26 protein-coding genes are annotated in these 22310 nt (G+C 65.1%); 21 read left to right on the top strand and 5 right to left on the bottom strand.

The window, feature by feature from the left end:
* The first annotated feature begins 3 nt into the window (after positions 1-3).
* The 18 genes from IVB23_RS36110 to IVB23_RS36025 all read left to right on the top strand — a co-directional run bounded on the left by IVB23_RS36110 (position 4) and on the right by IVB23_RS36025 (position 14153).
* Complete coding sequence (locus tag IVB23_RS36110) at positions 4-510, top strand: hypothetical protein (RefSeq protein WP_247801786.1); 507 nt, start codon at positions 4-6, stop codon at positions 508-510.
* Complete coding sequence (locus IVB23_RS36105; protein ID WP_247801784.1) at positions 510-758, top strand: hypothetical protein; 249 nt, start codon at positions 510-512, stop codon at positions 756-758. The genes IVB23_RS36110 and IVB23_RS36105 overlap by 1 nt, the downstream gene beginning before the upstream one ends.
* 151 nt (positions 759-909) lie before the next feature.
* Positions 910-1110, top strand: a complete 201-nt coding sequence (locus tag IVB23_RS36100) for a hypothetical protein (protein ID WP_247801783.1) — start codon at positions 910-912, stop codon at positions 1108-1110.
* A 12-nt stretch (positions 1111-1122) separates the two neighbouring features.
* Positions 1123-1281, top strand: a complete 159-nt coding sequence (locus IVB23_RS36095; protein WP_247801782.1) for a hypothetical protein — start codon at positions 1123-1125, stop codon at positions 1279-1281.
* A complete protein-coding gene (locus IVB23_RS36090) occupies positions 1278-1451 on the top strand; it encodes a hypothetical protein (RefSeq protein WP_247801780.1) in 174 nt (57 codons plus the stop codon). The genes IVB23_RS36095 and IVB23_RS36090 overlap by 4 nt, the downstream gene beginning before the upstream one ends.
* Positions 1448-1876, top strand: a complete 429-nt coding sequence (locus tag IVB23_RS36085) for a DUF1320 domain-containing protein (RefSeq protein WP_247801779.1) — start codon at positions 1448-1450, stop codon at positions 1874-1876. Before IVB23_RS36090 ends, IVB23_RS36085 begins: the two co-directional genes overlap by 4 nt.
* A complete protein-coding gene (locus IVB23_RS36080) occupies positions 1876-2436 on the top strand; it encodes a phage virion morphogenesis protein (protein WP_247801777.1) in 561 nt (186 codons plus the stop codon). Before IVB23_RS36085 ends, IVB23_RS36080 begins: the two co-directional genes overlap by 1 nt.
* A complete protein-coding gene (locus IVB23_RS36075; RefSeq protein ID WP_247801775.1) occupies positions 2433-2873 on the top strand; it encodes a hypothetical protein in 441 nt (146 codons plus the stop codon). Before IVB23_RS36080 ends, IVB23_RS36075 begins: the two co-directional genes overlap by 4 nt.
* Positions 2870-3037: a hypothetical protein gene (locus IVB23_RS36070; RefSeq protein ID WP_247801774.1), complete on the top strand. Its 168-nt coding sequence runs from the start codon at positions 2870-2872 to the stop codon at positions 3035-3037. The genes IVB23_RS36075 and IVB23_RS36070 overlap by 4 nt, the downstream gene beginning before the upstream one ends.
* Positions 3038-3040: 3 nt before the next feature.
* On the top strand, positions 3041-3970 hold the full coding sequence (locus IVB23_RS36065; RefSeq protein WP_247801773.1) for a hypothetical protein: 930 nt from the start codon (positions 3041-3043) through the stop codon (positions 3968-3970).
* A gap of 39 nt (positions 3971-4009) precedes the next feature.
* The gene (locus IVB23_RS36060) at positions 4010-4309 is read left to right on the top strand and encodes a hypothetical protein (protein WP_247801771.1); all 300 of its coding nucleotides are present in this window, start codon (positions 4010-4012) and stop codon (positions 4307-4309) included.
* Positions 4310-4407: 98 nt separating this feature from the next.
* Positions 4408-4785: a DUF1799 domain-containing protein gene (locus IVB23_RS36055; RefSeq protein WP_247801770.1), complete on the top strand. Its 378-nt coding sequence runs from the start codon at positions 4408-4410 to the stop codon at positions 4783-4785.
* Positions 4782-7367 carry a phage tail length tape measure family protein gene (locus IVB23_RS36050; protein WP_247801768.1) on the top strand — a complete coding sequence of 862 codons (2586 nt, stop codon included), beginning with the start codon at positions 4782-4784 and terminating at the stop codon, positions 7365-7367. Before IVB23_RS36055 ends, IVB23_RS36050 begins: the two co-directional genes overlap by 4 nt.
* 1 nt (position 7368) lies before the next feature.
* Entirely contained in the window at positions 7369-8004 is a 636-nt protein-coding gene (locus IVB23_RS36045; protein ID WP_247801766.1) for a hypothetical protein, read from the top strand.
* Complete coding sequence (locus tag IVB23_RS36040) at positions 8001-8681, top strand: hypothetical protein (protein ID WP_247801765.1); 681 nt, start codon at positions 8001-8003, stop codon at positions 8679-8681. The genes IVB23_RS36045 and IVB23_RS36040 overlap by 4 nt, the downstream gene beginning before the upstream one ends.
* Positions 8678-9136: a GNAT family N-acetyltransferase gene (locus IVB23_RS36035; protein WP_247801764.1), complete on the top strand. Its 459-nt coding sequence runs from the start codon at positions 8678-8680 to the stop codon at positions 9134-9136. The genes IVB23_RS36040 and IVB23_RS36035 overlap by 4 nt, the downstream gene beginning before the upstream one ends.
* Position 9137: 1 nt before the next feature.
* Positions 9138-12053 carry a phage tail protein gene (locus IVB23_RS36030; protein WP_247801763.1) on the top strand — a complete coding sequence of 972 codons (2916 nt, stop codon included), beginning with the start codon at positions 9138-9140 and terminating at the stop codon, positions 12051-12053.
* A gap of 24 nt (positions 12054-12077) precedes the next feature.
* A complete protein-coding gene (locus IVB23_RS36025) occupies positions 12078-14153 on the top strand; it encodes a hypothetical protein (protein WP_247801762.1) in 2076 nt (691 codons plus the stop codon).
* A 450-nt stretch (positions 14154-14603) separates the two neighbouring features.
* On the opposite strand, the gene IVB23_RS36020 is transcribed toward IVB23_RS36025, so the two are convergent.
* Entirely contained in the window at positions 14604-15464 is an 861-nt protein-coding gene (locus tag IVB23_RS36020; RefSeq protein WP_247801761.1) for a LysR family transcriptional regulator, read from the bottom strand.
* A gap of 102 nt (positions 15465-15566) precedes the next feature.
* Between IVB23_RS36020 and IVB23_RS36015 the strand changes: the two genes are divergently transcribed.
* Entirely contained in the window at positions 15567-16559 is a 993-nt protein-coding gene (locus tag IVB23_RS36015) for a zinc-dependent alcohol dehydrogenase family protein (RefSeq protein ID WP_245312223.1), read from the top strand.
* Positions 16560-16703: 144 nt separating this feature from the next.
* Here IVB23_RS36015 and IVB23_RS36010 read toward each other — a convergent pair whose 3' ends face one another.
* On the bottom strand, positions 16704-16943 hold the full coding sequence (locus tag IVB23_RS36010) for a hypothetical protein (RefSeq protein WP_239624609.1): 240 nt from the start codon (positions 16941-16943) through the stop codon (positions 16704-16706).
* Between the two features lie 378 nt (positions 16944-17321).
* Positions 17322-18395: a hypothetical protein gene (locus tag IVB23_RS36005; protein ID WP_247801760.1), complete on the bottom strand. Its 1074-nt coding sequence runs from the start codon at positions 18393-18395 to the stop codon at positions 17322-17324.
* A gap of 251 nt (positions 18396-18646) precedes the next feature.
* On the opposite strand from IVB23_RS36005, the gene IVB23_RS36000 reads away from it, so the two are divergent.
* Complete coding sequence (locus tag IVB23_RS36000) at positions 18647-19678, top strand: patatin-like phospholipase family protein (RefSeq protein ID WP_061882820.1); 1032 nt, start codon at positions 18647-18649, stop codon at positions 19676-19678.
* Positions 19679-19684: 6 nt separating this feature from the next.
* On the opposite strand, the gene IVB23_RS35995 is transcribed toward IVB23_RS36000, so the two are convergent.
* Both IVB23_RS35995 and IVB23_RS35990 read right to left on the bottom strand, forming a co-directional pair.
* Positions 19685-20113, bottom strand: coding sequence for a CBS domain-containing protein (locus IVB23_RS35995; RefSeq protein WP_061882821.1), 429 nt, complete (start codon positions 20111-20113; stop codon positions 19685-19687).
* 191 nt (positions 20114-20304) lie between these two features.
* Positions 20305-21126, bottom strand: coding sequence for a rhomboid family intramembrane serine protease (locus IVB23_RS35990; RefSeq protein WP_247801758.1), 822 nt, complete (start codon positions 21124-21126; stop codon positions 20305-20307).
* Between the two features lie 570 nt (positions 21127-21696).
* Here IVB23_RS35990 and IVB23_RS35985 point away from each other — a divergent pair.
* On the top strand, positions 21697-22251 hold the full coding sequence (locus tag IVB23_RS35985) for a PAS domain-containing protein (RefSeq protein ID WP_061882823.1): 555 nt from the start codon (positions 21697-21699) through the stop codon (positions 22249-22251).
* The last annotated feature ends 59 nt before the right edge of the window (positions 22252-22310 follow it).

Below are 22310 nucleotides of genomic sequence, written 5' to 3'. Positions count from 1 at the left end.
TCCATGGCAGGCAAGAAGACCGACAAGGGCGGCCCCGACGTCGCCGCGCTCCACAAGACGATCAACGAGCTGCGCGAGCAGCTCGCTGCCGCCACGGCAGGTACCGCCGCCGCCCAGCTCGAGGCGGAGTTGGCCGCGCTCAAAACCGACCGCGACCAGGTCATGGCTAACCTCGCTGATGTCAGCGCCAAGCTGGAAACCTCGATCGAGAAGCGCACCGAGCTCGCCGAGGCGCTCGAAGGTGCGCAGCGGCAAATCCGCGACATGCAGAACGCGGGCGCGGGTCCGGTTGCGTCGGCTGCGGCGCCGGTGGCGATCGTCATCACCGGCCCGGCGATCTCGGTCCGCACCAGGCCCGGCCGACAGCAGACGCGCTATCGCGCCGGCCGCGCGTTCGGTCCTGAGGCGGTACCGCTCGCGCTCACCGATCTCACCAAGGATGATCTCGAAGCGCTGCAGAACGACCGCGAGCTCGTCGTCACCGACCACAAGCCCAGCCAGGAGGCCTGATGTCGTTCCGCGTCGAATTCCTCGCGCTCTCGCGCAGTCACGCGCTCCGGATGCTGGAGACGTATAAGGCCAGCCTGCCGGCGCCGGTGTTCGATTTCGTCGCGATCGGCATCAACAACCTGCCGCCGCAACCGCGCGATCACTCGCAAGCGGTCACCGTCAAGGCCGTCGGTCATCTCTGTTCCGGCGGCGACTACGCGCTGTCCTCCGCCGAGATCGAGGTCAAGGCGACCAACGTCCCGGACTGACGTCGCAATCTTCGAATTCGTGTGGCGCTCCAGATCAACCACGCAACTTGATCCGGGTCCTGACAGACAGCGGCCACACGAGTCACCTCGGCCGGCGGCTTAGCCTTTCACCGCCGGCCGAGGATCCATCTTCTCACGGGAGACCGCGCTCATGGAATCCGAGATCGACGAGCAGGCGTACCAGTTGGGCAAGCAGGCGTTCGAAGCCGGGGCATCGCTGCGCTCGATCATCGCGGCCTGCCACGCGGTGCCGCCCGCCGACGAGGAGAAGACGTTCAGCAGCCTGGTCGGCTATGTCGACGCCGCGTTCGATCAGCTCCGCGCCGTAGCCAAGGCCTTGAAGGTCTCTTGAAGGAGGGCATCCATGTTCTTTGTGGTGAGAACCGACGTGTCCGCGCAGGACGGCCTGCAACGCGTGTTTGGCGCGTTCGATACGCAGTTAGAGGCCGAACGGTTCATGGCCGGCTTGCAGGCTCACATGCGCGGCGAGTTCGCCGTCTTCGAGGGGCATCCCGTCGCATGACCCGAGCGATCTCCTTCCCGGGACGGCGCGAGCCGCGTGAAGTCGTCGTCGACCACGGCGACGGCACGGTCTCGTCGTTGATGGATGCGAAGTTCCTCGAAGTCATCGACGGCATCGTGCGCGGCCGTCGCGCCGGCGACGTCTTTCGCAAGCGCGCGGAGGCGGCATGACCTACGCCACGCAAGACGACCTGGTCAAACGCTTCGGCGAGGAGATGCTGATCCAGCTCACCGACCGCGCCGAGCCGCCGGCGGACGCGATCGACGCGGCCGTCGTCGCGAAGGCGCTCGCGGACACCGATGCGCAGATCGACGGTTATCTGCTCGGCCGCTACCTGCTTCCGCTGGCGTCCACACCCGACCTGATCGTCGATCTCGCCAAGGCGATCGCGATCTACAAGCTGCATCGCGATTCCGTCGCCGACAAGATCCGTGACGACTATACCGACGCGCTGAAGACGCTGCGCGACATCTCGAACGGCACCATCCGCCTCAACGTCGCCGGCGTCGAGCCGGCCAGCTCCGGCGCGAGCGGCGTCCGCACCACCGACCGGCCGCGCGACTTCACGCCCGACAATCTCAAGGGCTTCATCTGATGGCCGGCGTGCAGCTCCAGGTCGACCTGAAAGACGACGAGATTGCGCTCGCCGTTATCGGAGAGCTGACCGCACGTCTCGATGATCCGACGGCGGTCTACGAGAACATCGGCCTGGCTCTCGCCACGTCGACGCATCATCGCTGGGACCAGGGCATCTCGCCATCGGGTTCGCCGTGGCCGAAAAGCCTGCGCGTCATCAAGCACGGCGGCAAGACGCTGATGCTGTCGGCGCGGCTCTATCGATCGATTGCGACCAACGCCTCGCGGACCGGGGTCGAGATCGGCACCAACGTCGTCTATGCCGCGATCCATCAGTTCGGCGGGGTCGTCAACAAGGACGCGCGCGACGCGGTGCTGCACTTCAAGGTGAACAAGCGCACAGGCACCTGGCGCTTTGCCAAGGCGAACAAGAGGGCGACGCTGGCGCAGAAGCGGCGGATCGGCGCGCACAGCGTCAGGATCCCGGCGCGACCGTTCCTCGGCCTCGACCAGGACGATCCACGCACGATCCGCACCATCTTCGAGAACTACCTGTCGATCGGAGGCAAGCTGCAATGAGCACCCTGGAGCAGCTCGTCGCTGATCGGATCAAGGACCTGGTGCCGGCGCTCGCCGGCCGGGTCGAGGACATCGCGGCGCTGGCGGCGCTGATCGCCGCTGACGCGCTGCCACAGCACGACGTGTTCGCGTTCGTCTGCCCGCTCGGCTTCGACGACAAGGGCGGCGAATCCGCGACCGGCTTCCACACGCAGATGATCGAGGACGCCATCGGCGTCGTGCTCGGCATCAAGGCGCGCGGCGACGCCAAGGCGAAGAAGGCGCTGCCGACGATCAGCGAACTGAAGAAGGCCGTGATCGAAGCCGTGGCCGGCTGGGGGCCTGACGACAGCGTCAACGTCTTCTTCGTGCGCCGCGGCCGGCTGCTGTCGGCCGACAAGGGCCTGGTGCTCTACCAGGTCGATTTCTCTCTGACCGACCAGCTGAGGATCACATGAGCGACGAGATCAAGCACGAGCAGCCCTCCGCGGGCGGCCGTTACATCCGGCAGCCCGATGGCTCGCTGGTGCGCGAGCAGACCGAAGCCGCGATGCCGGCAGTGACCGAGACCACCACCGAGGCGGCGCCGGCGGCGCGCGCCAAGCCGACCAGGGGGAAGTGAGCCATGCCGATCTATTACCGCAAGATGGTGCTGCTCGCGAAGATCGAGACGGCTTACGCGACCGACCCGACGCTGACCGGCGCGGCGAACGCTGTGCTGGCGAAGAACGTCACCATCGCCGACATGGAGGGCAACGACGTCTCTCGCGACCTGGTGCAGCCGAACTTCGGCAACCAGCCGACAGTGCCGGCGGATCTGCACGTGACGATCGAGTTCGACACCGAGCTGGCCGGCTCCGGTACCGCCGGAACGGCGCCGTCCTGGGGGCCGCTGTTCCGCGCCGCCGGCTGCGCCGAGGTCATCGTGGCGGACACGTCGGTGACCTATTCGCCGATCACGGACTCGATCGAGAGCGCCTATCTGAAGTTCTGGATGGGCGCGACCCTGCACGCGATCAAGGGTGCTCGCGGCACCGGCAAGCTCAACGTCAACGCACAGGGCATTCCCTTCGTGCATTGGAAGTTCTGGGGCCTCTACACGCCGCCGAGCGAGGTGGCCGCGGCGGTGCCCGTGTTCACGGCCTGGAAGAAGCCGCTGGTCGTGAACAAGGCCAACACGCAGTTCACCGTCAACAGCGTGGCGCTGGTCATGCGCAGCTTCTCGCTCGATCTCGCCAACCCGGTCGAGCCGCGTCTCCTCGTCAACAAGGAGAGCATCGAGCTGACCGACCACAGGGAAGAGATCGAGTTCACCGCGGAGGCGGTGCCGGTCACGACGATGGACATCCACGGCCTCGCCAACAGCCAGGCGACCGTCCCGGTGTCGCTGATCCACGGCGTCACGGCCGGCAACATCATCACCTTGAGCGCCCCGACCGCGCAGTTCCAGCGGCCGAGCGGCTATCAGAACAGCCAGGGCATCGCCGAGCGCGGACTGAAGATGCTCGCGCTGCCGGACGCCGGCAACGACCAGTGGTCGCTCGCTGCGACCTGATCCAACCGCAAACGTCCACACATCCAGTCAGGAGGATTGATGTTCAAGATCGTCGACAAGCGCACCTTCACCCACGACGTCAAGATCATGTTGCCGGTCGACGGCGGCTTCGTTGAAGAGACGTTGAAAACCACCTTCAACTACCTGCCGGCCGATCAGCTTGGCCCGGGCTTCCTGGAAAAGGCCGTGGTCACGTTCCTCGACCTGGTCGGCGACGACGAGCAGCCGGTGACCTGTACCGACGAGGTGCGCGCCAAGATCCTCGCAAACCCGAACGTCGTGCATGGGCTTACCGATTATTATTCGCGCGTCATCCACAAGGTCGCGCCGGGAAACTGAAATGGGCTGCCAGGCGCTGGGTCGCCGATGCGCGATCGGCAGGGTCCGAGCAGCCCGCAGCCGACGACGATCTGATCCAAGGCATGGCCGAGACGGGCATGGATGCGACGTCACTGGCAAATCTGCGCGATGCGCTCGACGACGATGCGAGCGCTGCACCGGACCGTGATCCCTTCGCGAAGGTGTGGGCGAGGGCCAATGCCTTCGAGGGCATCTGGCCGGAGAACGTCGCGGTCGTCAGGGCCTTCCTGGCGGTCTGTTCGCAATGGCGGGTCACGCCGGTGAGCGGCGGCGGCATGATGACGCCGGCTGGCAATGTGATCGCGCCGACCGTGCCGCTCTACATCGGGCTCGACTATGCGGCGGCACGCGCCGGGCTCGATGCCGAGCTGATCGAGGTGACGCCCACGCTGTGGCAAGGGCTGCGGGTGATGGAAGGCGAAGCCTGCAAGGCGCTGAACGAGGATCTGAAGTGAGAGTCTCGCTCGTCATCGACGGTGACGCCTCCGGCGCCAAGAAAGCGGCGCAGGATGCGAGCGCGGCCGTCACCGGCGTGACCACTGCTGCGGCGAACGCAAATACTGCGACGAAGTCGGCGAATGACAATGTCGCCAAGAGCGCCGGGCTCGCGCGGCACGAGATGGTCAACCTCTCGCGCCAAATCCAGGACGTCGGCGTATCGCTCGCGTCGGGCCAATCGCCGTTCACGGTGCTGGTGCAACAGGGAACGCAGGTTGCGGACATCTTCGCCAGCTCGACCGGCACGGTCGGCGGCTTCTTCGGCCAGGTCACCTCCGGCCTCGGCAAGATCCTGACGCCGGCGCGCCTGGTCGCGGGCTCGATCGCCGCGATTGCGCTGACCGCGGCAACGGCGACGATCAGCTGGCAGGATTCCCAGAAAGCGACGGCCGCCGGCCTGCAAGGCATCGGGCGCGCATCCGGCGCGACCATCGGGGATATCAACCGCATTGCGGAGTCCAGCCGATCATTCGGCTCGGTCTCTACGTCGAGCGCGCGCGAGTTTGCGATTGCGCTGGCAGCGACCGGCAAGATCGGCGTCGAGAACATCGAGCTGCTCACCTCCCAGGCCAAGAACTTCTCCAACATCCTCGGCACGGACATCCCGAAGGCCGGGGAATACGTCGCCAAGGTGTTCGCCTCGCCCGGCGAAGGCGCCAAGGAGTTGGCGCAGCGCATTGGCGGCATCGACGCTGCCACGATCAAGTATGTCGCGACGCTTGAGCAGCAGGGCGACCGGCAAGCCGCCATCAAGGCGCTTTACGATGCCGTTGCGCCGTCGATCGCCAAGACGGTCGACCAGACCGGCTTCTGGGGAAAGGCGCTGAATGTCGTGTCGGACAGCGCAGGCCGCGCTTATGATTCGACCGGCAAGCTCATCAGCCAGCTCGGCGTCAACGGTGTGAACCAGCAGACCGAGTCGGTGCTCGAAAAGCAGCGGAAAGAACTGGAGGCGCTAATCCAGACGACGGCGAACGCGGGGCTTCCCGAGTTCGACGTTTCGCAGATGCGCGAGCAGCTCAATGCGGTCAATGACGCTCTGCTCAAGATCCAGCAGAGTCGCAAGGCCGCGCTTGGCGTTGATGCCGCGCAGACCACCTTGCAGGCGTCGCCGATCGTCGATGCGCTGGCGCCGGCGCCGGCGATCATCCGTAACGTGACGGCCAACCTCGAGCTGCTGACCAAGGTCATGAACGACCCGGCGTTCGAGTCCTTCCGGCAGAAGGTCGGCGAGCAGCTGCCGCTGGCGCTCGCGCGGCTGCAAAATCAGGCATCGGCACTGGCGCTCAATCCGCGCCTCGCCGATCCGATCCAGTCGCAGATCGACAATCTCACGATCCAGAACAAGCTGCTGTCGGATCAGTCGCCGGCGATGCGCCAGCGCGTCGAGTCTCAGCTGGCCTACAACGAGGCGATCAAGCAAGGCGCTTCAGCCGAGGAAGCCGCGGCGCTCGCGACTGCGAAAGGCAAGCAGGCTTACGGTGGCGTCGCGACGGATATCCAGCAAGCGCAGACGCGGTTGTCGCTGTATGGCCAAACCACGACGGCCGCTGAGGCGCAGCGCGCAGTCGAACTGAATCTTCAGGCCGCGCATTTGCAAGGCATCTCGATCGACAGCCAGCGCGCCGCACTGCTGAAGCAGCTTGCGGCCGACCAGGCGATCGGCGTGACTCAGATCCGGGCGAGCACCGACGCGCAGAACGTCGAGGCCGCGACTGTCGGCATGTCCGCGGGCAAGGCAGCCGAGTACGCCGCCGCGCAGAACGCGATCAACGAGGCGCGGCGCTCGGGGCGCGAGCTCACGCCGGAGAACATCAGCCAGATCGAGCGCGAGGCCGCGGCGTTCGGCCGGGCGACGGCAAATGCCGATCTGTTGAAATCGGCTTACACCGGGCTCGTGCAGGGGCCGTGGCAGACCTTCAATTCGTCGATCGCCAGAGGGTCGACGGCATGGGACGCTTTCAAGAAGGCCGGCACGAGTGCGCTCACGGCAGTGTCGAGCAAGCTGATCGATATCGCGGCGCAGAACCTTTGGGGCTCGGCCTTCGGTGGCTCCGGCGGCGGCGGGTTGCTCGGCCTGCTCGGCATCGGCGGCGGCGGTAGCGGCGGTGGAATCGGCACGATGCAGGTCGGCAGCCAGCTGTTTCCCACGATCGGCTTCGACGCCGGCGGCTACACCGGACGCGGTGGGCGCCTAGAGCCCGCTGGCGTCGTGCACAAGGGCGAGTACGTGTTCGACCAGGCCTCGGTCGGCCGCGCCGGCGTGGGCTTCTTCGCCGGTCTCCACCGTAGCCTGCGCGGCTACGCCGACGGCGGCCTGGTCGGCGGTTCATCCGGCGGCGGCTGGAGCGGCGCATCCGGCCGCCAGAAGGTCGACGTCGTCGTCTCCTTCGACAACAACGGCAATCTGCAAGCCTTCGTGAAGAACGTGTCGATGCAGTCGGCCTCGGACACGCTGGGCAGCTATGTCGGCAGCCCGCAATTCGTCGATCACGTCGGCGACGCCGCGACCCTCGCCAGAACGCAGCGGAAGCTCTGACATGCCGATCACCTTTCCCCGCTCGGACATCCTCACCCTGGTCGGCTTCGAGCAGCCGTTCACGTTCGAACCGGTGTCGCAGCAGGAGCAGAGCCGGCTCGCGAGCGGCGTGACCATCGGCAAGGATCTCGGACCGGCGCTGTGGTTCGGCAGCTACACCACGGAAGAACTGAAGAACGACGACATGGTCGACTACCAGGCCGTGCTGGCCTCGCTCGACGGCATCGTCAACGTCTTCGAGGGATGGGATCTGCGCCGGCCGGCACCGCGGCTCTATCCTGACGGTATCGGGGCGAACGACGGTGTGCTGGCTTCGGTCAATGCCAACAACAAGGCGCTCGCATTGTCCGGCCTGAGCGCCGGACAGGTGGTCTCGCGCGGCGACTATCTGTCGTTCGACTACACCGGCGGCCGCGCGCTGCACCAGGCGATGGAGACGGTGACGGCGAACGGCGCCGGTGTGACTGCGCAGTTCGAGGTGCGGCCGCATTTGCGCGCCGGCTGGGCGCTGTCCGCCGCGGTGAACCTCAAGGCGCCGCGCGGCCTCTTCACGCTTATGCCGGGCTCCGTGGTGCCGACGCAGACGCGCGGCAAGTTCGGTCGGCTCACCTTCAAGACGGGACAGTATCTCGCATGACGCTGTCCGTCGACGCACCGGGTCATTCCGAGAATTTTACGGCGCTGCAGGCGCGCCGGCTGTACAAGCGAGACTTCATCTGGTTCGTCGTGCGCGACCGCGGCACCGGCAATCCCGTCACGGATGGCTATTGGTCCGACGTCGGCAACATCGAGGCACAGGTGATTGATCCCGATACGGGGTCGACCGTGACGCGCACCTTCGCCGGAGCCGGCGGCCTGATCTCGATCTCGGACATTCCGCGGGTCTCGAACCTCACGGTCCAGAACGTCACCATCAAGCTTTCGCAGGTTGCGGACCGCGTCAACAATTTGGTTCGGGGCTACGACTGCAAGCAGGGCAAGGTGCAGATCTTCTGCGGCTTGTTCGACCTGTCGACGCACGTGATGGTCGCTCCGGCCTTTCCGCGCTTTGCCGGCACGATCGACAGCGCCCCCATCACCACGCCGCCGGCGGGGCAGACCGGCGACGTCACGCTGACCTGCACCAGCAACACGATCGAGCTGACGCGGTCAAATCCAGACACGCGTTCGGATGCCTCACAGCGGCTGCGCGACCCATCGGACGATTTCCTGCGCCACACGGCGACGGTGGCGGAGTGGCAGCTGTATTGGGGGAAGCAGAGTGGACCGATCGACGTTCTGGGCATTGCCAGGTCTGCGGGGCTGTTCAAATGATCCGCAGCGCAAGCCCATCCGACACCGCACGTGCTATCGAGCTGCTCCGCGATTCCCACGCTGCGGCGGGCTTCGACGGCACGGGCGGCAGCGGTTTTGAGGTGCCCTTTGAGACCTGCTACGCCGAGCGCCTGTTCGTTCAACATCTGGAGATGATGAACGGCTGCGCGTTGGTTCACGATATCCAAGGCCGGGCCGAAGGCATCCTTCTCGCGATCGCCTACGAGCACAAGTTCGGACCGGTGTGGCTCGCCAGCGAGACGGCATGGTGGATCGATCCTGCACATCGCGGAAGTTCCGCCTTCGCGATGCTCGACGCCTACGAGGCATGGGCGCGCGGCAAGGGATGCAGATTTGCCGGCATGGTCGCCATGGGCGACGATCCCGTCATCGCCAGGCTCTATGAGCGCCGCGGCTATCGGCGTGCCGAGACGCACTTCTTGAAGGCGATTTGAGATGGCGATTTTCACCGCCATCGGGACTGCGTTGGCCGCGACTTTCTTCGCCGGCAGCGCTATCGCCGCGACCGTGATCTCCACCGGTCTGAGCCTGGCGGCTTCGATAGGGCTGTCCTTGGCCGTCAAGGCTCGGTCGGGCAAGCCGGCGCAGAGCACCGACAGCTTCGGCATCCAGGGCCAGATCGCCGGCGGCGGCGCGGTGCCGCGCTCGTTCGGGCTCGGAAAGCACGTCGGTGCCGGCTCGCTGGTCTACGCCAACACGTGGAGCAATGGCTACCAGACGCCGAACGCGTTTCTCTCGCAAGTCATCGCGCTATCGGATGTGCCGGGCGATAAGCTTATCGGGCTCTGGGTGAACGGCAGCAAGGTGACTCTCTCGCTGGGAGACGCGCTCTACACCAATTTCAGCTCCGGAAGCCTCGGCTACCAGGTGCCGGAATATATCAAGCTGCACGACGGCGAGAGCTCGCCGACGGCACACCTGTTCGTGAAGTACTACGACGGCACCCAGACCGCGGCGGACGGCGCCATGATCAACGCGTCGTCGATTGAGCGGCCCTACACCAGCGCGCATGTCGGCAAAGGCATGTGCTATGCGGTGATCCACGCCCTGGTCGATGAGAACCTCTGGAATGGATTCCCGACCTTCAAGTTCGAACTGTCCGGCATTCCGCTGTACGACCCGTCGAAGGATTCTACGGTCGGCGGCAACGGTACGCATCGCTTCAGCGATCCCGCGACCTGGGGCGGCGACGGCGACGACTATCCGGTGGTACAGGCTTACGCGATCCTGCGCGGCATCTCTTATCAGGGCAGCTGGCTGTACGGCTTGCAGAATACGGCAGCGGCGCGGCTTCCGGTCGCCAACTGGATCACGCAGATCGCCAAGTGCCGCAGCACGGTGATCGGCGCGGCCGGGCCGGAGCAGAGCTATCGCACCGGCGTGCAGATCAACGTCGATGCTCAGCCGGCGAATGCGCTGGAAACGCTGATGACCGGCTGCCAGGGCAAGATCTCGGAAGTTGGCGGCTTCTACAAATGCCATGTCGGCGCGCCTGACTCGCCGAGCTTCAGCTTCACCGATGGCGACATCCTCTCGACCGAGAGCCAGACATTCCGGCCGTTCTTCGCGCTGGCGGACAGCGTCAACGGCATCCAGGCGACTTACCCTGATCCGTCGCAGGGCTGGAATACCGCGACGGCGCCGCCTTATTTCCGCACCGACCTGGAGATCCGCGACGGCAATCGTCGGCTGATGGCCAGTCCCGCCTTCGACGCCGTGCCCTATCCGGAGCAGGTGCAGCGGCTTCAGAAGTCAGCGGTCGAGGAAGGCCAGCGCGCGCGCGGACACACCGTCGTGCTGCCGCCGGCGTTCTGGCTGGTCGAGCCGGGCGACGTCGGCGAATGGACCAGCGCGCGCAACGGCTACGTCGACAAGCTGTTCCGCGTCGACGGCGGCACCGACAAGGCCAATCTCGACGTGGTCCTAGTGCTGACCGAGGTCGACCCGTTCGACTACGATTGGGACACGGAGGCCGACTTCAAGCCGGTCACGCACGGCGGCACGGTCTCCAATCCGCCGGCGCCGCAGGGCGTGGCGCTGTGGGACGCGCAACCATACACGCTGACGGACGGCACGGGGCTTGCGCGGCGCCCGGCCATCCTGATCGCCTGGGACGGCTCGCAGCCCGGCTGCAACGGCCTCAAATACGAGGTGCGCCTGGCCGCCGACGGATCGTCGGTGACGCGCGGCACCGTCAACAGCTTCAGTGCCGGCAACCGGATCATTCACGACGGAATTCTGCCGGCGACGACCTATCAGGTGCGCGGGCAATATATCCCGACGACGCCGCGCGACATGTTGTGGTCGGACTACGTCACGGTGACGACGCCGGACATTCGCTATTCGATGGCGGAGTTCGATGCGGCAATCAAGGCCGAGCTGACGACGATCCGGGAAGCGTACCAGGATCAGATCAACGAGGCCCTCAACCGCTTCGCCTCGGTCGCGGCGGACATCGCGGCGCGCGCACCGCTCGACAAGATGGAGATCCGCTCGCAGCTCGCGGCGCGCTCCGCCGATGCGCTGGCGCAGATCGACGATGTTCGCATCGTCGCGGTCACGACCGCGGCCGCCTATGCATCGTTCTCGACCACGGCGACCGCGACCTGGGGCTCGACCAGCGCATTCGTAACGCAGTCGGCGACCGCGATCGCGACGCTGGAGGACTACGCGGCGGCGACATGGGGCGTCTCGGTTGGTGTCAACGGCGTGATCTCGGGCAGCATCCGGATGGATGGCGGCGCGTCATGGTCTGCCGTCACCATCCTGGCAAACAAGTTCCAGCTGCAACTGCCGGGCTATAATGGCGATGCTCCGATCCAGCCGTTTACGGTCGGCCTGATCGATGGCGTGGCAAAGATCGGCATCAGCGGCACCCTGGTGCATGACGGCACGTTCTACGGCTCGCGGATCGTTGCCGGCACGGTCAACACCTTGCAGCTCGCCATCAACGGCGTCGGCATCGATCAGCTGATCGACGGCGCGGCGAGCGGTTCGGCGGCCGCGTCCGGCAGTGCTGGCGAGGGCGGTGGAACCGTCGCCAGCTTGACGACGACGATCAAGGGTGGCCGAGCCATCCTGATCGGCACGTATCAGCAAGGCTATCCCTATCGCGGCAGTGCGACTGCCGAGTGCGTGCTCTTTGTCGACGGCTCCGGCGTCAAGTCGGCCACCGCGCAGCCAGCCATAAACTTCGTTTCGCTGAGCACCGGAGAGGTGGCCTATGCGACTCTGCCGCCGATTACGTTCGCCGTCCTGGTGACCGGCCTTTCGGATGGATCTCATAGTTTCGCGCTGACATCCAACACCGGCGGCGAAGGCACCCTGATCGTCCTCAACCCGCGGCGGTGATGTTTTTTCAAGGGATCGAAGAAAATGACTGCACTTGTCCCCTATGAGACCGGCACGATTTCTGTTGAGGCTGACGGCACTGCCGTCGTCGGTGACGGGCCGAATTGGTCCAGCACCAATGTTCGTCCGGGCGATCGGCTGGACAGTGGTCATTTCACCGCGCTGATTGTCGAAGTCGTCGACCAGACGCATCTGACCATCACGCCGTGGCCGGGGTCGACGCTCAGCGGTGCGCAATACAAGATCTGGCCGAACTATCCGCAGCGCGTCGTCGGCGCAGAGGCCATGTCGACCGTCAACAGGCTGGTTGCCGACTTGAGCAATCGCGATATCCCGGTCATCGTTGGCGCGAATGAGACCGAGCCGGACCCGTCGCTCGGCGATGATGATCAATATGCCGACCAGCCGACGACCGGCAAGAAATGGGTGAAGGTCGGCGGCGTCTGGACCTTTATCGGCATTTTCAAGGCGCTGCGTCCTCGTGGAGACTACGATAACGACGCGACCTATTCCGTGGGCGATTGGGTGAACTCGGCGGGGTCGTCCTATGTTTGGAATAACGAAACGCCTGGCTCCGGTCATGCGCCGCCTAACGCTACCTATTGGGATGTGCTGGCGGCCAGGGGCACGGACGGCGACGATGGCGCCGCTGCGACCGTCGAGGTCGGGACCGTCACGACCGGCGCCGGCGGCAGCGCTGCGCACGTGACCAATTCGGGCACATCAAACGCTGCTGTCCTCGATTTCACGATCCCGGCCGGCAAGAGCTACGGCGGCACGTCGACGACGTCGCTCGCGATCGGCACGGGTTCGAAGGTGTTTACGACGCAGGCTGGACTCGCCTATACCGACGGCGGGCGCGTGCGGGCGACGGCAACTGCCGGCGCAACCGGTTGGCTCGAAGGTGTGGCGACCTACAGTGGAACGACGCTGACGATCGCCAGTGACAAGGACAGTGGCAGCGGCACGGGCACAGCCTGGAATTTCAACGTTGTCGGAGAACCTGGCGCTGGCGATATGTCGAGCGCGAACTACGCCTCGGAATACATAGGACACGAGGCAGAAGTTCGCAGAAACCTCGGTATCCAAAGCTGGAATCGCATCATCAATGGAGGCATGATGGTGTCGCAGCAGAATGGTTCGGTGGCCGGAACCGTTTCTGATTATTATGCGGCCGATCAGTGGCCATGCAGTGCGGTTACGTCTGGGGCCTTTTCGTTTGGACAGGTTGCAAGCGCCTCTCCTGGTGGCTCACCAAACCGGCTTCGTTTTACGGTCACGACCGCTGATGCCTCGGTTGCGGCTAGTGACATTGTGGTCATTCAACAGAGGATCGAGGGATACCGGCTTGCGGATCTGAAGTTCGGCACCGCCGCGCCAAAAAGCATCACAATCCAATTTGGTGTAAAAGCGCCGGCCGGAACATATTGCGTCGCGCTACTTAACGGCGCAGCAAACCGCTGCTTTGTTGGTGAGTACACAATCGCTGGCGGCGAAGCGAATACTGACGTCGTCAAGTCGGTCACCTTGGTCGGTGACAGTGCCGGAACATGGGCGAAAGATAATACTCTGGGCATGTATTTGTCGTTCACGCTGATGGTGGGGACGACCTATCAGCAAGCGGCAGGTACATGGCATGCGGCATCCGGTTACGGAACATCCAATCAATTCAACCTTATGGGCACGCTCGGAAACGTGTTCGAATTGTTCGACGTCGGCCTTTATGAAGGTTCTGTCGCACCGCCTTTCCAGCTTCCCGATTTCGAGAAAGAACTCGATGCGTGTCAGCGGTACTGGGAAAAGAGCTATGATTATGCGGTCGCGCCGGGGACGGCTGGCAATTTCAATGGTGTCCGGGCTTCTCTTCAAAATTCAGCGCCGGCTTCCTATGGTGCCGGACACTTCCTCAAGAGAAAGCGGATAGCGCCGACCGTGACGCTTTACTCTCCGAACAGCGGGGCGAGCGGCAACGGTTACGATACTGTCGATCGTGCCGCGACGGCCGCGCGTGTGGGTGAGACTGGCTATCACATCTCCAATGTCTTCGGATCCTCGACGACGCCGATGCTGTATCACTTCACGGCGAATGCGCGGCTCTAAGGGGGGAGAGCTGGCGGCCCGGGAGGGCAGGCCGCCGTGGGGCTGGCGATTGCCCTGGGGCTTGTCCTTTGGAGGCGGAGGAACCCTGGCTTGAAAGGCGCTTCAGGGCCGGTTGGAGGGGGTGACATTTGAAGCTGCGCGAGGTGACATTTGAAATTGCGCGCTACAGCTGATGGCACCGGTCGTATGCGCGACGACCCTGCTCACGGTCTCCCGCCCTGCAAGCCCGTTCGTGCCAACGCCATCTGCGTCCACCGCCGCCCGGCCCGCGTTCGTGACGATCGCGATACGCCCCTCTTCCATGGGCCGGGTTGCGGCGACACATACGCCGTTTCCGAATTTCGGTAAAGCGGAATATTTTCGGCGAAGCGTCTTGACCGACGGTTTGGGTGTTTCGCCCGACGGGCAACGCAAGGTCTGGTAGCCCTGGAATTGGCTCCATCCGGGCTGCTACGGGTGCGTGCCTGCCAACCGCTCGATCACCAGATCCAGCAGCGCGCGCAGGCGAGCCAGGCGCTTGAGGTCGCGGTGATAGCCGACGAAGGTATCGCGGCCGGGCGGCGACGTACCGATGTCAAGCGCGACGAGGCGGCGGTCGCGGTCGCCGAGCGGGCGCGGCAGCACCGCCAATCCGCCGCCGCTCGCGCAGAGCTCAGCCTGCGCCTGCCTGTTGTTGCTGCGCGAAGCCACTTCCGCATTGGGCAGCGCGCGTTTCAGCCAGGCCGCATCGGGCATGTCGGCGAATTCGACGTTCATGGTCACGACGCGGACGCCACGCCCGTCGCCGGCGCGCGGCGGCTTGCTGCCCTTCCTGCCATAGAGCGCGTAGGGAATGTGCAGCAGCTTCCTGGAAATAATCTCCGGCTCGCTGAACGGCTTGATGCGAAAGACGAGATCGGCTTCGCGGCGCGGCAGGCTGTAGAGGCGCGCATCGGTCAGGAGTTCGACGGTCACCCTCGGATGACGCTTGCCGAAGGCGGCGATCACCGGCGCGAGCATCACCGTCCCGAACCAGTCCGACGACGACAGGCGCAAAAGGCCATCGAGCTGCGTCTCCGCGCCGGAGGCGTGACGTTGAAGGGCGAGCGCTTCCTCCTCGATCCGCTCGGCATGGCGCAGCACGGCGGTGCCTTCGTCGGTGAGGACGAAGCCGTCGGCGGTGCGCTGGAACAGCGTCTGCCCCAACGCCTGTTCGAGCGCGCGAAGCCGCCGGCCCATGGTCGGCTGGGTCTGGCCGATCTTTCGCGCGGCAGCCCCAAGCGTGCCTTCGCGCGCGATCGCCAGGAAGATGCGCAGATCGCTCCAGTCCATCGGAAACCCCCATGCAATAATGCACGATGATCGTACATCATCGTTTCTTTCCATGCAAAAATTCAGGGGCATATTGGAGGGCGACAACGGAGCAGAAAGATCATGACCAAACGATCGACAATGCGTGCAGCCGTGCTGGAGGCGCACAACGCGCCGCTGCGACTCTCGATCATCTCCACGCCCGAAATCGGCCCGCGCGAGGTGCTGGTCCGGGTGCGCGCGAGCGGGGTCAATCCGCTCGACACCAAGATCCACGCCGGCGCGGCGCCGCATGCGCGGCATCCGCTGCCTGCGATCCCCGGGATCGATCTCGCCGGCGTGGTCGAGCAGGCCGGGCACGAGGTGACGCGGTTCAAGCCGGGCGATGAAGTCTATGGCATGACCGGAGGCGTCGGCGGCGTGCAGGGATCGCTGGCCGAATTCGCCGCAATCGATGCCGACCTGCTGGCGTCGAAACCCGCCAATCTCAGTATGCGGGAAGCGGCAGCCCTGCCCCTGATCTTCATCACGGCCTGGGAAGGCCTGATCGACCGCGCCTCGCTAGGAGCCGGCCAGAAGGTGTTGATTCATGGCGGCGCCGGCGGCGTCGGCCATGTCGCGATCCAGATCGCGCGCGCTTTCGGAGCGAACGTGTTCGCAACCGGCTCGGCAGCGCAGCGCGCCACGATCGAAGGTTTTGGCGCGATGTTCATCGACCGCAACACGCCTGTCGAAACCTATGTTGCGCAGCATACCGGCGGCCGCGGCTTCGACGTCGTCTACGACACCGTCGGCGGCAAGGTCCTCGACGCCTCCTTTGAAGCGGTGCGCCGCTTCGGCCATGTGGTCAGTGCGCTCGGCTGGGGGACGCACGCGCTTGCGCCGCTGTCGTTCCGCGCCGCAACCTATTCCGGCGTGTTCACGCTGCTGCCGCTGCTGTCGGGCGAAGGGCGCGCGCATCATGGGGAGATCATGATGGAGGCGACGCGCCTGGTGGAGGCGGGCAAGTTGGTGCCGCTGCTCGATCCCAGGCATTTTACGCTGGAGAATGTCGGCGACGCCTATGCGCTGATCCGCGATCACGCAGCGAAGGGCAAACTGGTCGTCGACGTCTAAAGTGCGATGCGATCAGGATGAATCGTCATCGCGCTTTAGTTTGTTGTTCAAGCATGATCTTTTCGGAAAACCGCTGCGCACTTTTCCGGATCATGCTTTGGCCGGGCCTGTAGCCCGAGCCGGATCACGAGGCTGTGCGCGCCGTTAGTCCTCGCTGGACGCGGCGGAGCGGTTGCGCAGATAGGCCTGCGACAACAGAAAGAACAACGCGCGCTCGCCTTGATATTTGGCAGATGGCCGGGTGCGCTCGAAGCCATCGGCAAATATCTTGCCGGACTGGTCGCACACCTGCCAACGCCAGCCAAACCGCTTGCGCCTGGTAAGGATCACTTCGAACATGCCGACGGGCTTGGTCCCTGCTCCTTGCCGGTCTCGCAGACGCACAGGCCTGCTCCGGCTACCCCCATTAGATGGATGACCGACATATAACCCAGCGCGGTGGAAAGAGAATAAAATAGATGATCGGAAATTCGTATCGTGTGCCGCAGTGTGATGAAGCCGCGGTGCGGGAATAAGCCGTGGTCAGCGGTGTTTCCTCCGTCCCCAAGCGGCCATTTGGTCAAAAACACTGGGTGCGGCAGCGAAGAGCGGTTGCTTCCGGCACCCGGTACCGATCTGGCGGTAACAAGAGATGCACATCCGTGCGCTGGATGAGAACCGATCGTGCGGTGCGTCAAGTCAGGCTTGCGCGCAGCGCCGCCTGGGTTCTAAAGCGCGATGCGATCGGTCGGAAAACCGCTACGCACTTTTCCGGATCATGCTTCAGCGCGCGACGACTTCGACTTCGCCGTCGACGCCGTTGACGACGTTGAAACCGCGCTCATAGACCTTGCCCTCGTTCTTGGCGATGGCGCGGTATTCTCCTTCGGAGAGCACGACGCGCGGGAAGGCGCCGATCGATTCCTTGATGACGTCGCCGCCGGGGGTCAGCACCGACCAGGCGGTGTTGGCGAGCGCCTCGCCGCCCCTGTCGCTGACCAGCTTGAGCGTGATGACCGCGGCGCGGTGGGTGATGGTGACGTCGGTGAGCTTGCCGGCCTGGACGCGGATGTCCGAGCGCACCACCGAATTGGCGTCGCCGTAGTTGGAGACGATGTAATAGGTGCCCTCCGGAATCAGCACGACGTCACCGGCGGCGACGTTCGGCACCAGCGATGCGCGCTCGCCGGATTCGAACTGGCTGCCCTTGTAGATCGCGAACGAGATCTGGTTCTGCGGAATGCGGCTGGTGCCGACGCGGCCCTCGATGCGCAGGCCGCCCGCCGGCAGCACGAAGGATTCGCGGTCCGTCTCCGCCTTCAGGGCGACGGTGCGCACCGCACTGACGAGGCCGAAGGCAACATGCACGACGTAATTGCCGGGCGGCAGCACGATGTTTGGCGTGGCGTTGCGGTCCTCGCGGATCAGCTTGAAGGTGCCGTTCTCGTCGGGACGGTCGGCGAACACGCGCCAGACCAGGCCGCTGGTGATGGGCGGAGAGTCCTTGCCGTACTTCGCCGTCAGCGAGAGCACGCCCTGCCCCGGCGCAGCCGCGTTCAGCGGGGCGGGCGGTGGCACGGTCGTGACCGCGGGCGGCGGCATGCTGGGAGTCGTGGGCTGCATCAGCGTCGGCGGCAGGCTTGGGGGTCCGGCGCCAGGGCCGGAGAGCGGCGCCAGGCTGACGGCGCCGCCGGGGTCGGGCACCGATGCCGGCGGTACCGGCGGCGGACGATCGGAGAAAAGCTGCGCCTGCGCAGCAGTTTGGCCTGAGGTAACCAGGCACGCGGCAAGGATCAGCGCCGGCAGCAGCCTGCCGCTGCGCCGCCATCCGATGATGCCGTCACCCCCGCGTGTCATACCCCCTGCTTTTCACCGAAAACGCGGCAAATTCAAGCCTCTGAAACCCCAGGAAATACGGCCTCGCGCGCGATCGCTGGAACCCGATTGACGCTTGCGTGATTACCCCGGAGCCAGCCATCCCTCGCCATACTCCTGCCCCGTGCCCTTCGCAAAGCGGCATAAACCATGCTTCACCCCTGATGTGGCGGAGCGCAGCAGCGGTGCCTAGTCTGGTGATACGGGCTGGCCTCGGCGTTAGGAGGGTTTCGGTGCTGGACAGATTGAAGGGTCGGGGCTCCAATGGCGAGAAGGTGGGACTCGGCAGCATCCGCCGGCCGGTCATCGGCCTTGCCCTCGGCGGCGGCGCGGCGCGCGGCTTTGCCCATATCGGCATCATCAAGACCCTGCTCGCCAACGGCATCGTGCCTGACGTCGTGGTCGGCACCTCGATCGGCGCCGTCGTCGGCGGCCTCTATGCGGCCGGCCAGCTCGACACGCTGGAAGAATGGGGCCGCAGCCTGCAAGGCATGCGCAACATCCTCAGCTATCTCGACATCCGCCTCAACGGCTCCGGCCTGATCGGCGGCGAGAAGCTCGCACTCCGGCTCGAGGATGCCTGCGGCCAAACCCAGATCGAGGACCTTCCGATCAAGTTCGCGGCCGTGGCGACCGAGGTCCGCACCGGCCACGAGATCTGGCTGACGCGCGGCCGCGTGGTCAACGCGATGCGCGCCTCCTATGCGCTGCCGGGCATCTTCGCACCGGTGCTGATCGGCGACCGCTGGCTGGTCGATGGCGCGCTGGTCAATCCGGTGCCGGTTTCGGCCGCCCGGGCGCTCGGCGCCGAAATCGTCATCGCCGCAAATCTTTCCAGCGACATCTTCACCCATTCCACGACGATCTATTCGCACGGCGCGATGCCGGAGACGGTGGCGCCCGAGGCCGGGGAGACGACGGTCAAGCGGCGCTTTCCGCGGTTGTTCTCGCCGGAGAAGACCGTGAAGCGCGAGTTCTTCGGCGGTGGCGGCCGGCCCGGCATCTCCTCGGTGATGGTCGATGCCTTCAACATCATGCAAGACCGCATTACCCGCGCCCGCCTCGCCGGCGATCCGCCTGACATGCTGATCACACCACGCGTCGGCCAGATCGGCTGGTTCGACTTCCACCGCGCCGATGACCTCATCGCCTTCGGCACCCGCGCCGCCGAGCGCGCGCTGGATTCGATCCAGGAGGCCATCCATGTGCTGGCGCCGGCGCCCGAGGGCACCGCGCCGAAAGCACGGGAATCAGGTCAGTTGTGAGGTCGGTCAGGCCGTCTTGATGTAGTCGCGCAGGGCCTCCTGCTCCGACTCGTATTCCTGGACCCGGCGCTTGACGATGTCGCCGATCGAGATCAGGCCGACCACCTTGCCGTTGTCGAGCACGGGCAAATGGCGGAACTTGCCCGACGTCATCATCTCCATCAGCTCGGCCACGGTGTCGGTCTCCTTGCAGGTCACGACCTTGCGGGTCATGACGTCCGAGACCGGCGCCTCCAGCACGCCGGCGCCGCGCTCGCCCAGCACGCGCACAATGTCGCGCTCCGACAGGATGCCCTCGAGCCGGCTCTGGTTCATCACCAGCACCGCGCCGATCTTCTTCTCAGCGAGCAGCTTGATCGTGGCGGCCAGCTTGGCGTCGGGCTCGACGCTCACGATCTGGTGCCCCTTGGTGTTCAGAATGGAACGTACCGTCATTGCAGCCTCCCTGAATCGGAGCCGTCCGCCCTTGAGGCGATCCGAACTTGTTCTTCGAGTCTTCAACTAACAGTTTTGGCGCCGGTTTCACGCTCAGGCGCGTTGCGAAGCATCGCCGCCAGCGGCTTGCTGCTTCGAAACATTGTTCTCGCGGATGATGGATGAATTCGGGCCGCGCCGCAAGCGCCGCTTCAAATACGGTTTGAAATGTCCTGTGATGACGCATCCGCAGCATCGCCTCGAACGCGCGGCACGGGATCGAACAGGGCGAACAGCAGCAGACCGGCAAAGAAGCCGCCGATATGCGCCTGCCAGGCGACGCTCGTGGTCTCGGAATCGATCCCGATCGCGCCGACGCCGAAGATGATGTTGACGCCGAACCAAACGCTGAGGAAGCCGATCACCCGTCCGTCGCGCAGCGCGCGCGACAGCGGCAGCGCTGGAACTTTTGCGGCGGTATCGGCGTCCGAGCGGCTGAAGGACAGGAAGCTGCCGCGGACGAAGGCGAAGCGGATTGCGGCTGCCATCGCGCCCGACACCGAGGCCGAGGCGCCGATCATCGGGGCCACCGCATGCTCGTGGGTGATGAGATGGGCCAGCGCGCCGGCCGCCGCCGTCACCGCCAGGAAGACGAAGAACCTGACCGCGCCGAAGCGCCGCGCCAGCGCGCTGCCGAACGGCAGCAGCCACAGCACGTTGAAGCCGAGATGGGTCAGATTGGCGTGCAGCAGCGAATAGGTGACGAAAGTCCAGACCTTCGCACCCGCCCCGCCCGGGATCTGCAGATTGAGCAGCGAGGAATCGTAGCGCTTCGGGATGAAGCCGAACACGTCGATGGTCCAGTTCTCGAGCTCCGGCGGCAGCAACACCCGCAGATGGATCACCGCCAAAAGCAGGATATAGGCGGTCAGCGCCGCGGGCAGCGTCAGGATCGGCTCGCGCGGAGCCTCCTCGACGACGGCAGGCAAGCCCGGCTGAGGACCTTGCGGTGACGTATCTTGCGGGGAATCCAAGGCAGCTTCGCTTTCAGGCGCGATCGGAGCGTTAGGCTTGGAGATAGTCGCCTTTACCGTCCCTGCGCAAGTGCACAAACGGAAAAGGCGCGAGATGTCCGGCTGCGGTCCGGACGGCCGCTGGGCCCCGGCTCTGCAGCGCATCACTTGAAGACGTGCTGCGCTGCGTCCGGGGCATGAGAGATGCTGTGAAAACGGAAAAGGCAGGGCCCTGGGAAAGCCCTGCCTGTCCGTGTCGGTCTTCCGGTGGCCGGAGAGATAAGGAGCATCCCCACCCCTCCCCGCGGCCCGTGACCAAACTGTTTGACGCCCTAAGTACAGGCCCTGCCGAGAACCTGGAGAAAGCGGCAAGGCTTGCGACCGCGGTCACCATAACAGGCACGCGGCCGGGACAAAGCGCATAGTTAATTTAACGTTAACGACGCAAAGGCGGGCACAAGAGGGCCGAAAACGCCGCTGCGGCATGGACGCTGCAAATCCCCTCCTGCACAACAAGAGAAGGGATCGCGGGTGCACTGAAGCGGGACAGGTTTGTCCCGTGAGGTCGCGCCCGGGGGTTAGCGTTCAGACATGAAACATCCGTCGAGCCGCGCGTTCTTCGCGTATTGGAACAAGAAGCGCGGCACTGCGCGAGCCCCTGACCGGGCCGACATCGATCCGGCTGCGGTCCGCGGCCTGCTCGGCGACATCTTCGTGCTGTCCTGCGAGCCGAACCTCGGCTTCCCGTTTCGCGTCGCCGGCACGCGCGTCTGCGCGCTCGCAGGAACGGACCTCAAGGACCAGAGCTTTGCGGCGCTGTTCACTGACGCGAGCCGCAGCGAGATCGAGGAGATCACGACAATCGTCGCCGACGAGACGCTCGGCGCGATCGCCGGCGTCACCGCGGTGCGCGAGGACGGCAGCAAGGCGCATCTCGAACTGCTGCTGCTCCCCTTCAATGCCCGCCCGCACACGCCGGTGAGCGTGACAGGCGTGCTCGCGCCGTTCGACGACGAATGCGGCATGCTCTCCGCCTTCACCCTCACTTCCTGGCGCTATCTGCACCAGCCGGAAAAACTCCTGCCGCGCGCCATCCGCAAATTGCAGATCGCACGCGGGCTGATGGTGTACGAGGGGCTGAGATAGTCCCCGCCGTTCGCCGCGCGACAAGCCAACGCGCGGATGGCGGTTTTTGCCGGATCTGC

Source organism: Bradyrhizobium sp. 191 (assembly GCF_023100985.1).
GTDB classification, from domain to species: Bacteria; Pseudomonadota; Alphaproteobacteria; order Rhizobiales; family Xanthobacteraceae; genus Bradyrhizobium; species Bradyrhizobium diversitatis.
Note: the sequence above shows the minus strand (reverse complement) of the source record. Positions and strands in the feature narration are given on the sequence as shown.

What these genes read in the sequence shown, in the direction of transcription:
- IVB23_RS36110 (WP_247801786.1), top strand. Translation starts at nt 4, where the DNA reads ATGGCAGGCAAGAAGACCGACAAGGGCGGCCCCGACGTCGCCGCGCTC.
- IVB23_RS36105 (WP_247801784.1), top strand. Translation starts at nt 510, where the DNA reads ATGTCGTTCCGCGTCGAATTCCTCGCGCTCTCGCGCAGTCACGCGCTC.
- IVB23_RS36100 (WP_247801783.1), top strand. Translation starts at nt 910, where the DNA reads ATGGAATCCGAGATCGACGAGCAGGCGTACCAGTTGGGCAAGCAGGCG.
- IVB23_RS36095 (WP_247801782.1), top strand. Translation starts at nt 1,123, where the DNA reads ATGTTCTTTGTGGTGAGAACCGACGTGTCCGCGCAGGACGGCCTGCAA.
- IVB23_RS36090 (WP_247801780.1), top strand. Translation starts at nt 1,278, where the DNA reads ATGACCCGAGCGATCTCCTTCCCGGGACGGCGCGAGCCGCGTGAAGTC.
- IVB23_RS36085 (WP_247801779.1), top strand. Translation starts at nt 1,448, where the DNA reads ATGACCTACGCCACGCAAGACGACCTGGTCAAACGCTTCGGCGAGGAG.
- IVB23_RS36080 (WP_247801777.1), top strand. Translation starts at nt 1,876, where the DNA reads ATGGCCGGCGTGCAGCTCCAGGTCGACCTGAAAGACGACGAGATTGCG.
- IVB23_RS36075 (WP_247801775.1), top strand. Translation starts at nt 2,433, where the DNA reads ATGAGCACCCTGGAGCAGCTCGTCGCTGATCGGATCAAGGACCTGGTG.
- IVB23_RS36070 (WP_247801774.1), top strand. Translation starts at nt 2,870, where the DNA reads ATGAGCGACGAGATCAAGCACGAGCAGCCCTCCGCGGGCGGCCGTTAC.
- IVB23_RS36065 (WP_247801773.1), top strand. Translation starts at nt 3,041, where the DNA reads ATGCCGATCTATTACCGCAAGATGGTGCTGCTCGCGAAGATCGAGACG.
- IVB23_RS36060 (WP_247801771.1), top strand. Translation starts at nt 4,010, where the DNA reads ATGTTCAAGATCGTCGACAAGCGCACCTTCACCCACGACGTCAAGATC.
- IVB23_RS36055 (WP_247801770.1), top strand. Translation starts at nt 4,408, where the DNA reads ATGGATGCGACGTCACTGGCAAATCTGCGCGATGCGCTCGACGACGAT.
- IVB23_RS36045 (WP_247801766.1), top strand. Translation starts at nt 7,369, where the DNA reads ATGCCGATCACCTTTCCCCGCTCGGACATCCTCACCCTGGTCGGCTTC.
- IVB23_RS36040 (WP_247801765.1), top strand. Translation starts at nt 8,001, where the DNA reads ATGACGCTGTCCGTCGACGCACCGGGTCATTCCGAGAATTTTACGGCG.
- IVB23_RS36035 (WP_247801764.1), top strand. Translation starts at nt 8,678, where the DNA reads ATGATCCGCAGCGCAAGCCCATCCGACACCGCACGTGCTATCGAGCTG.
- IVB23_RS36030 (WP_247801763.1), top strand. Translation starts at nt 9,138, where the DNA reads ATGGCGATTTTCACCGCCATCGGGACTGCGTTGGCCGCGACTTTCTTC.
- IVB23_RS36025 (WP_247801762.1), top strand. Translation starts at nt 12,078, where the DNA reads ATGACTGCACTTGTCCCCTATGAGACCGGCACGATTTCTGTTGAGGCT.
- IVB23_RS36020 (WP_247801761.1), bottom strand. Translation starts at nt 15,464, where the DNA reads ATGGACTGGAGCGATCTGCGCATCTTCCTGGCGATCGCGCGCGAAGGC.
- IVB23_RS36015 (WP_245312223.1), top strand. Translation starts at nt 15,567, where the DNA reads ATGACCAAACGATCGACAATGCGTGCAGCCGTGCTGGAGGCGCACAAC.
- IVB23_RS36005 (WP_247801760.1), bottom strand. Translation starts at nt 18,395, where the DNA reads ATGACACGCGGGGGTGACGGCATCATCGGATGGCGGCGCAGCGGCAGG.
- IVB23_RS35995 (WP_061882821.1), bottom strand. Translation starts at nt 20,113, where the DNA reads ATGACGGTACGTTCCATTCTGAACACCAAGGGGCACCAGATCGTGAGC.
- IVB23_RS35985 (WP_061882823.1), top strand. Translation starts at nt 21,697, where the DNA reads ATGAAACATCCGTCGAGCCGCGCGTTCTTCGCGTATTGGAACAAGAAG.